8 protein-coding genes and 2 pseudogenes are annotated in these 7810 nt (G+C 52.3%); 5 read left to right on the top strand and 5 right to left on the bottom strand.

Features of this window, described 5'->3' with window-relative positions:
• The 5 genes and pseudogenes from F0Q32_RS23690 to F0Q32_RS23665 all read right to left on the bottom strand — a co-directional run.
• Positions 1-413: pseudogene (locus tag F0Q32_RS23690) on the bottom strand (IS3 family transposase); the annotation flags it as partial.
• 9 nt (positions 414-422) lie between these two features.
• The gene (locus F0Q32_RS23685) at positions 423-1574 is read right to left on the bottom strand and encodes an IS30-like element IS30 family transposase (RefSeq protein ID WP_003029596.1); all 1152 of its coding nucleotides are present in this window, start codon (positions 1572-1574) and stop codon (positions 423-425) included.
• Positions 1575-1641: 67 nt separating this feature from the next.
• A pseudogene (locus F0Q32_RS23675) lies at positions 1642-1899 on the bottom strand (IS3 family transposase); the annotation flags it as partial.
• A gap of 56 nt (positions 1900-1955) precedes the next feature.
• Entirely contained in the window at positions 1956-3044 is a 1089-nt protein-coding gene (locus F0Q32_RS23670; RefSeq protein WP_003029602.1) for an SNF2-related protein, read from the bottom strand.
• A complete protein-coding gene (locus tag F0Q32_RS23665; protein WP_032933065.1) occupies positions 3044-3949 on the bottom strand; it encodes a YafY family protein in 906 nt (301 codons plus the stop codon). Before F0Q32_RS23665 ends, F0Q32_RS23670 begins: the two co-directional genes overlap by 1 nt.
• Before the next feature lie 448 nt (positions 3950-4397).
• Between F0Q32_RS23665 and F0Q32_RS23660 the strand changes: the two genes are divergently transcribed.
• The 5 genes from F0Q32_RS23660 (at position 4398) to F0Q32_RS23640 (ending at position 7808) form a co-directional block, all read left to right on the top strand.
• A complete protein-coding gene (locus F0Q32_RS23660) occupies positions 4398-5261 on the top strand; it encodes a GTPase family protein (protein WP_003029608.1) in 864 nt (287 codons plus the stop codon).
• 91 nt (positions 5262-5352) lie between these two features.
• Positions 5353-6174, top strand: a complete 822-nt coding sequence (locus F0Q32_RS23655; RefSeq protein WP_003029610.1) for a DUF932 domain-containing protein — start codon at positions 5353-5355, stop codon at positions 6172-6174.
• Between the two features lie 216 nt (positions 6175-6390).
• Positions 6391-7092 carry a WYL domain-containing protein gene (locus F0Q32_RS23650; protein WP_149464942.1) on the top strand — a complete coding sequence of 234 codons (702 nt, stop codon included), beginning with the start codon at positions 6391-6393 and terminating at the stop codon, positions 7090-7092.
• A 40-nt stretch (positions 7093-7132) separates the two neighbouring features.
• Positions 7133-7378, top strand: a complete 246-nt coding sequence (gene ypjK, locus F0Q32_RS23645) for a protein YpjK (RefSeq protein WP_003029614.1) — start codon at positions 7133-7135, stop codon at positions 7376-7378.
• Positions 7368-7808 carry a YfjS/YafY family lipoprotein gene (locus F0Q32_RS23640; RefSeq protein WP_003029616.1) on the top strand — a complete coding sequence of 147 codons (441 nt, stop codon included), beginning with the start codon at positions 7368-7370 and terminating at the stop codon, positions 7806-7808. Before ypjK ends, F0Q32_RS23640 begins: the two co-directional genes overlap by 11 nt.
• Positions 7809-7810 lie beyond the last annotated feature (2 nt).

Below are 7810 nucleotides of genomic sequence, written 5' to 3'. Positions count from 1 at the left end.
CCGCACCACACCTGATTTGGCTCGGTCACGGCGAACTGCCTTTCAAGGTAGTTAGGGATAGCAACATGTTCATGACCACCACGTTTATACCGGTGAGTCGGCTGCTGACAGCTGACCAGCCCCAGCTCTTTCATGAGCCTGCCAGCAAGCCAGCGTCCCATCTGGTAGCCTCTCCGGGTTGCCATTGTGGCGATGCTTCTTGCTCCGGCCGAACCGTGGCTGATGCCATGTAGCTCAAGTACCTGACTGCGTAATACAGCCCGTCTGCCGTCTGGTTTTTCAGGACGGTTTTTCCAGTATCTGTAGCTGCTGCGATGAACCCCGAACACATGGCAGAGTGTGACCACAGGATAATGCGCTCTGAGTTTCCCGATTATCGAGAACTGTTCAGGGAGTCTGACATCAAGAGCGCGGTTGTAGATTCAATCTGTCAATGCAACACCCCTTTCAATTATCTCTTTCGGTGTTTTGAACTTCAGTGTCTTTCTCGGTCTGTTGTTTAGCTGAGCAGCAACCAGATCTAGTTCATGTTGAGTATATTGGGCAAGACATGTCTTTTTAGGAAAGTACTGCCGAATTAGCCCATTTGTGTTCTCATTTGTTCCCCGCTGCCAAGGACTCTGAGGATCGCAGAAGTAAACTTTAACGCCGGTGCTGACAGTAAATTCTAGATGTCTGGCCAGTTCCATTCCTCTGTCCCATGTCAGTGATTTTCTGAGTTCTGACGGTAAACTCAGGAATTTGTCGGTAAGAGCCTGATTTACTGAGACAGAATCTTTGCCCCTGAGTCTAAGGATGATCGTATAACGTGATTTTCGGTCTACAAGTGTGGCTATATGAGAGTTTTTTGTACCTGAGACTAAATCGCCCTCCCAATGCCCCAGAGAGCGTCTGTTATCGATATTTCGGGAACGTTCGTGAATTGGTGTTCCGTTCACTATGTTAATCGTACCTCTTTCGCCTTTGCGGGTATGACGCCTGCCATGGCGAAGGCTATGCGACCGTCGCAGATGCTGTATATTCAGGTGGTGTAGCGCTTCACGGCTACGAAAGTACAGCGTTTTATAAATTGTCTCAGGTGATATTCGCAGCGTTTTTTGACGTGGTTTTGTTCGCCTTAACCATCCTGATATTTGCTCTGGAGACCATTTCATCTCCAGCTTTTCCAGAACAAGCTTTCGCAATGGTAAATTTTGATCCAGTAAGCACGGTTTTGGCCTTTTCGCCATTCTGTTGGCTCGGTTATTAGCATCAACAGCTTTGTAATAGCGTCTGCCCCGATTACGCTGAACTTCACGTGAGATCGTCGAAGGACTGCGATTCAGCGCAGTAGCTATCGCACGAATGCTCATTTTGGGTGACAAACCAGCTCGTATCTCCTCGCGCTCAGACAGTGTCAGGTGAGCTACAGCCCGCTTACGCTCATGGGGTTTTATGCCGCCAGTATCCCTTAACATAGTGAAGATCGTTCCGGGTTTTGAACCCAGGATATTCGCTATTTCACTGAAGCCTGTTCCGTTCTTCCATAGTTCAAAAACAGAGGCTTTTTCCTCTGCTGTAAATGTTCGTCTCATTCAAAAAACCTCCGCAACCCCATGTTTTCACATAACTGTTGCGTTGACCAATTGAATCTACAGTAGCCTTTTTTAATATTTCATTCTCCATTTCAATGCGTTGTAGCTTTTTCCTCAGCTCACGTATTTCGATTTGTTCTGGTGTTATCGGAGAGGCTTTTGGTGTTTTGCCCTGACGCTCATCACGCAGTTGTTTGACCCATCTTGTCATTGTGGAAAGGCCAACATCCATAGCTTTGGCGGCATCTGCCACCGTGTAGTTCTGGTCAACAACCAGTTGAGCGGATTCGCGTTTAAACTCTGCGCTGAAATTTCTTTTTTTCATTGGAGCACCTGTGTTGTTCTGAGGTGAGCATATCACCTCTGTTCAGGTGGACAAATTCAGTGTGCCACTTCACTGCCCCAGTTGATGCGATTCAATTGTGTTCCAAACGACTCGCCGCTCGTACGGCTGAGGTCAGTATGACAAAGCACGTCGTAGCTGAACCGGTCGCGAGCAAATATGTTGGTCTTAAGGTTGCGGTTATAGTTCAGCCAGTTGTCCGCAAGTTTCTTGGGGCATAACACCAGAACTGACTTGTTGCGCAGTTCGTAATACTTTACGACGGCAAGTGCGGTGAAGGTTTTGCCCAAGCCCACGCTGTCGGCCAGGATGCAACCGCTGTAGTTTTCAAGTTTGTTGATGATCCCAGTGGCAGCATCTTTCTGGTAATTGAAGAGTTTGTTCCAGATGAGCGTGTCTTGATAGCCCGTGCGGTCATTGGGCAGGACATCCTCGTTGAGGTCGTCCAGAAACTCATTGAAGATGTTATAGAGCATCAGGAAGTAGATACTTTCAGGCGAGTTTTCCTGGTAGACGGATGCAATGTGGTCGCAGATCTGCGCCGTTACATCCTCCAGCTTCTCAGGATCTTGCCAGATCTGGTTAAACAGATTGAGGTAGGTCGCCGTAAACGTCGACTCGTCCATTTTGTTGACGAGGTTTGAAACAGCATTGCCTTGCTGGTAGCCAAGATCGACGGCCGTAAATCCGTGCAGTGGCATGTAGGCAGTCTCTGCGGCGGCGGCCTGAACACAAGCAAACTGCTGCATCGGAGCCTTGCTGCGATTGGACTTGAATGTTGTCTTACGCCGCATCCAGTCCGCACACTCTTTTGCAATTGCGCGCTGGGTCAGTTTGTTGCGCAGCTGAATTTCGAACTCACTACCGTACAGACTACGTTCGCGGTCAGCCTTCGGTATGTGGAATTCTTTGCGTTCCTTACGAATCTTGTCGGTTACTTCATTAGCGGTGAACGTCGGCGAGGTAAAGATGAATTGCAGCTCGTCGATTTTTTCCAGCTCTGCTTTTAGCGCTTCAAACGCGTACATCGAAAAACAGGAGGCGGCGATCTTCAGGCGAGCACCGGGTTTGAGCGTCTGCTTGAGGTCGTCTCCGAGCAGACGATTGATATTGTCGATCAGTTCCATCAAGAGTCAGCCTTTGTAGAGGTGCTATAGCCTGGTGCCAGTAAGGCGTTTTTCACGCCGTAGATCGCGAGATGATCTTTGAGCCATAAACGGTACTCCGGTCCATTTAGGCAATGATTGGGTGAGCAGTCAACACGCCAGCGCTGCAACATATAGCCTGCCACCGCTGCACGAACGTACATCCTAATCGAGCCACCGGTCATCCCGTAGTCCATCTCGATGATTTCGGGGCGTTCAACACGCGGGTGCGGCACGAAATCCAACTCAACGATGCGCGTCCACTGGATATCATTATCCGGTCGTTCGTTGGCCTGCGGAACCTCTTCAAGCAATGTTGGCGCTTCGATGCGGGTGACGACGAAATCCCGAAACTCTCCACTCTTGCGATCAAAGGCCCGGGCGTGCCAGCGCAGGCCGGTATCTACCAAAGCAAAGGGCACAATGATCCGTTCGGACTTTCCGCTGCTCATCGAGTGGTAGCGGATGGCGACGGGGCGCTTGGAGTGGATGGCTCGACAAATCACGGCCAACACATCCATCTTGGGTATGCTCAGGGCTGTGGGGGATTCACAGGGTAGCAACGCCTGCATTGGGCCATTCACGCCATCGCCAAAGCCCAGAGCCAGCGCCGACAGAACACGCTGCGATGCGTGCTCGAACAACGGAGAGAACGCCTGCCCGATACGATAGATCTTGTCGCTACCATCAAAGGTGATGTTATTCGGAGCGATTTCCCGGTACAAAGCCAAATCGCGAGTCGCTCCTGCTGGAGCAACGCCAAAGCGCTCAATCAGATCTGGGCGACCGATCTCACCGAAGAAGTAAAGCCGAAAATCGATGTAGGCCAGCCGTTCGCGCTGGACCTGACTCAAGTCGTCAAGCCGCTTACAAGGGGGACTAGGCATGAATCATCACTATAGGGAAAAATGAAAATTTAATACGGTAATCAATAAAGTGCCATGATTATAATCAAATTGATGATAATCAACATTAATACTTATGTAAAAGCAAGAGATGACGTTTCAAACGTAGACAGTCATCGTATTAGCTGATGTTTCTATAACGTTAGATTAATGCCTAACAACTATAAAACCTTAATGCCCAATGCCCAATGCCCAATGCCCAATGCCCTATCGCCCCTCGGACAATTTGCCCTTATCCACTGGTCTGGCTTGAGGATGAGGGGGGCAGAATAACCTAACGACTTAGGGGCCGGGATCACAGGCGGCAGCTGTTTAACGCTTACCTTAATTCAAATTATTTTCAGATAGATATCATTCTTCTGAACATACCTGACTAACGGTGGAATCTCACGATCCTGCCGTTTTTGTATTATTTTTCAGAGGAGTAGTAATGAACAATTCTGAAGGATTGAAGCCGTTTCAGCAATCGCTCGCTGGTCTGCCACAGTGGGTGTCTGAACGTATATTGCAGCAGATAAATCAGTTAACCCGCTACGAGCCAGTGATCGGCATTATGGGTAAAACCGGTGTTGGGAAGAGCAGTCTGTGCAATGCCCTGTTTGCCGGAGATATATCACCGGTCAGCGATGTGGCTGCATGTACCCGTGAGCCACTGCGCTTTCGCCTGCAAGTCGGCGAGCGCTATATGACGCTGGTGGACCTGCCCGGCGTGGGCGAAAGTGGTGCTCGCGATACCGAGTATGCTGCGATGTACCGCGAACAACTCCCCCGGCTCGACCTGGTTCTGTGGCTGATTAAGGCCGATGACCGGGCGCTGGCGGTGGATGAACATTTTTATCATCAGGTGATTGGAGAGGTATACCGGCATAAGGTGCTGTTTGTTATCAGCCAGTCGGATAAGGCCGAACCCACCAGCGGTGGGGGACCGTTGTCCACGGCGCAGAAGCAGAATATCAGCCGTAAAATCTGTCTGCTGCATGAGCTGTTCCAGCCCGTACATCCGGTGTGTGCCGTGTCGGTCCGTCTTCAGTGGGGACTGCGGGTGATGGCCGAGCGAATGATTAAGTGCCTGCCACGTGAGGCCACCAGCCCGGTGGTGTCGCAACTCCAGTCTTCCTTTCGCACGACGGTAGTCCGGGAACAGGCTCGTAGCGATTTTGGTGAAACCGTCGGGGCCGTACTCGATAGCATCAGTGCCTTTCCCCTGATACCCGCCCCGGTACGGGCTGTCATTCAGGCCGTGCGCACCACGGTGGTGTCAGTGGCCCGCGCCGTCTGGGATTTCTTCTTCTGAGTATTTAACCCATCCCTGTTACTTCCCTGCCCCTGTCGCAGATGCGACGGGGATCCCTTTTATTTGTTTTCCCGTTATGAGGAGTCTGCTTATGGCCCGTCTGGCTTCGCGCTTTGGCGCAGCAAATCTTATCCGTCGCGACCGCCCGTTAACCCGCGAAGAGCTGTTTCGCGTGGTGCCCAGTGTATTCAGTGAGGACAAACACGCATCCCGTAGTGAGCGTTATACCTATATACCCACCATATCCCTGCTGGACAGCCTGCAGCGCGAAGGCTTCCAGCCGTTCTTTGCCTGTCAGACCCGGGTACGCGACCCGGGTCGACGCGAGCACACAAAACACATGCTACGCCTTCGTCGGGAGGGGCAGATTACCGGTAAACAGGTACCAGAAATTATCCTGCTCAACTCCCATGATGGCACCAGTTCGTACCAGATGTTGCCGGGTTTATTTCGTGCGGTTTGTCAGAACGGGCTCGTCTGCGGTGAGTCATTTGGCGAGGTGCGTGTGCCGCACAAAGGCGATGTAGTGAGTCAGGTGATTGAGGGGGCCTATGAAGTGCTGGGCATTTTTGACCGTGTGGAGGAGAAGCGGGATGCGATGCAGTCGTTGCTGTTGCCACCACCTGCGCAGCAGGCACTGGCAAAAGCCGCGCTGACGTACCGCTTTGGTGAGGACCACCAGCCGGTGACTGAGTCGCAGATCCTCTCCCCGCGCCGCTGGCAAGATGAGAGTAGCGACCTGTGGACCACGTACCAGCGTATTCAGGAGAACCTGATTAAGGGTGGGCTCAGTGGCCGTAATGCCAAAGGAGGACGGTCACATACCCGTGCCGTTCGCGGTATCGACGGGGACGTGAAACTTAACCGGGCACTGTGGGTGATGGCGGAAGCGATGCTCACGCAACTGCAGTGACCGTTTAATGTTGCCGCTTTGTTAATATCGGACACCACCTGTCCGCATCGCACCGTGCTGGCGGTCCTCACTCACTGAGGAATGGCCTGTAACCCCCGCTGCCTCTGGCTTTTGCAGAAATGAAAAATAGTTTCTGTGATGTCCATACCCTGTCCGACCCCCTCTTTAAAGTAATCACATCATTTTCAGTCAGTTAACTTTCACGGAGAACGTCTCATGACACAGGCAGAACGCCGCCATGACCGGCTGGCTGTCAGGCTGTCACTGATAATCAGCCGTCTGGTGGCAGGGGAAACACTGAGTGTGCGTAAGCTGGCCGCTGAGTTTGGTGTGTCGGTGCGCACGCTGCGGCGTGATTTTCGTGAGCGGCTGATGTATCTGGACCTGGAGTATCAGTCCGGATATTGCCGCTTACGCACTGCGGGCAGTGAGACGCAGATGGTGCCCGACGTGCTTATCTTTGCCCACCGCAGCGGGATGGCCGGTCTTTTCCCTAGCTTTGACCGTCGTCTGGTAAACGCACTGCTGATGTGCGATGAGTCTCCCTGCGTAATCGCACCCGCCAGTCCGGCTCCTTCGCCATCAGGCGCATTGTCTTTCTGGCGACTGATTCAGGCCATTACCGGGCGCAGGCGGGTGACGCTGATTGCCGAGGGGCAGCGCTGTGAGCGGCTGGCTCCCTGCCGGTTACTTATCCACCAGCAGGCCTGGTATCTGGTGGCAGAGCACGACGGACATATCGCCTTATTCACACTTGATGAAATCCATCTGATTCAGCCTTTGCAGGAGACTTTTCGCCGGAATGACAGTCTGTGCCGCCTGACTGAAGACCCGGTCTTCATTCAGGCCTTACCCCATTTTCGCTTTATCCAGCATTCACTGCTTACGTTTGTTCCGGCTGACAGCCCACCGGAATAGCGCAGGCGTTGTTATCAACCCGGCAACAGGGAGGAGCCCAGTGCCTGTTATTGCCATTATCGCCATTGTTATCATCGTCATCATTCTGAACAAAACTGGAGTGTCCGACAGCCTCACGGCCCTGACACTTGCAACCGTTGCCGCACTACTGACGGGAGGTGGCGCAGCCGGTGCTGCCAGTGTCGCGCTGACGCCGTTCGTCGGCGTGCCGGTGGGTATTTTCGTGGGGATTTATGTCTTTACCAAAGTGGTTCGTCTGATTTCAGGAAAAAATAATGAAACGTAAAACACTACCTCTACTGGCGCTGGTTGCCTCCACTCTGTTTCTGAGCGCTTGCGATGACAGGAGTGATGACCTGAAAGCTATCAGTAAATTTAAGGACCTCACGCCTCCGCGCTTCAGCGATGTGGTGAGCCGTCAGGATGATGTCAGGGAAGAGTGGTCGCAGATTGCTCTTTCTGGTCCCACTATGCAGGTCTTACGTACCCGTCAGTCGCCCGATGGCTGCGAGGGTGGCTGTTACTACTACCTCGTGGATATGGAGGAGAAAACCGTGCAGCCGCTGATGAATGCGCTGTGTATTGCCGACAACATCAGCCTGGAATACCACGAGAAAACGGACCCGCGCACCCGGGAGCGTTTCCTTGAATATTCCCATGACGGCAAACTGATGGGACGGCTGCTGATACCCTCAAATCCTGATAACCGGGAATAAAT

Origin of the sequence: Pseudocitrobacter sp. 73, from assembly GCF_008369545.1 — a bacterium.
GTDB classification, from domain to species: domain Bacteria; phylum Pseudomonadota; class Gammaproteobacteria; order Enterobacterales; family Enterobacteriaceae; genus Pseudocitrobacter; species Pseudocitrobacter vendiensis.
This window is presented reverse-complemented; position numbering and strand designations above follow the sequence as displayed.